Annotated in this window: 1 protein-coding gene; it reads left to right on the plus strand. The window is 43.7% G+C overall.

Annotated features, from left to right (window positions below; translation table 11 throughout):
- Positions 1-604: 604 nt before the first annotated feature.
- Complete coding sequence (locus tag ACTQ3V_RS15615) at positions 605-919, plus strand: helix-turn-helix domain-containing protein (RefSeq protein ID WP_441468293.1); 315 nt, start codon at positions 605-607, stop codon at positions 917-919.
- Positions 920-1021: the final 102 nt, after the last annotated feature.

The following is a 1021-nucleotide window of genomic DNA, read 5'->3' on the forward strand; positions in this document are numbered from 1 at the left end:
CTGCCGCAGTTTTCCTGCGTTCCGCTACGCTCCACTTCGGAAAACTGCGCTGTATTACCATGCTTTTCAGATTTTGGGTGTTTCCAGACTGCACATTTCTTGACATTTCCACTTATTAGATAAGGAGATTTACTTAAATTACTTGCAAACGGTATGGAGTGGGAATAAAACCGGAGGGCTAAATCGGCCTAAAAAAATCTGCATTTACCGAATAAATGGCAGAAATTTATGCTTTACATTCTGAAAAATGCGGATTTCTGATAGCAGCCCTTTGCGTGGCAACGATTTGGCAACATTTTTTTATTATTCATAAAAAGAGAGCTAACTGATTTTGATTAGTCAGTTAGCTCTCTTTCTATTTGCTGGATAGAAATGCTGTGAGTGAATTGATTTTATCGTCGATACCTTTCGTTCTATCATTTATCCCACTTTGGCAGATAATTTGTTGGCCCGCATCAAGTGAAGTTCGCAAAAAGGGTTTGTAAACGCTAATATAAAAGTGAGCCACTTGACAGGGATACGCTCATGAATAATTGAGCCACCCAAAGATGTCCTCTATAATAGTCGCAGATATCATAGGGGGCGAATAAAGGTGGTTATCACAGTGGAAATTTACAAACAGATTCGCAAAATGCGGCTGCAAGGCATGGGTCAGCGGCAGATCGCCACATCTCTACAGATCTCCCGGAATACCGTCAAGAAGTATTGGGAAGGTGACAGCGTGCCCTGGGAGTGTAAAAACTACAGCTGGGAAGCCACCATCCTGACAGAGAATGTGGTAGCTTTCGTCCGGCACTGCTTGGAAGAAGATATCCGCAGCCCCAAGAAGCAGCGCCATACCGCAAAACGTATCTATGATCGGCTGGTGGATGAACTGGGATTCACCGGTGGTGAGACTACCGTCCGCTGTCTGGAGTGATACAATAAAACCGCACACCCAAGGTGATATAATGAATTCAAGAAAGGGTGTCATAGATGGGGCAGAAATACACGGAAGAATATAAAGCCGATGTGCTGAAAC

Origin of the sequence: Candidatus Agathobaculum pullicola (assembly GCF_052117205.1) — a bacterium.
Classification (GTDB): Bacteria; Bacillota; Clostridia; order Oscillospirales; family Butyricicoccaceae; genus Agathobaculum; species Agathobaculum pullicola.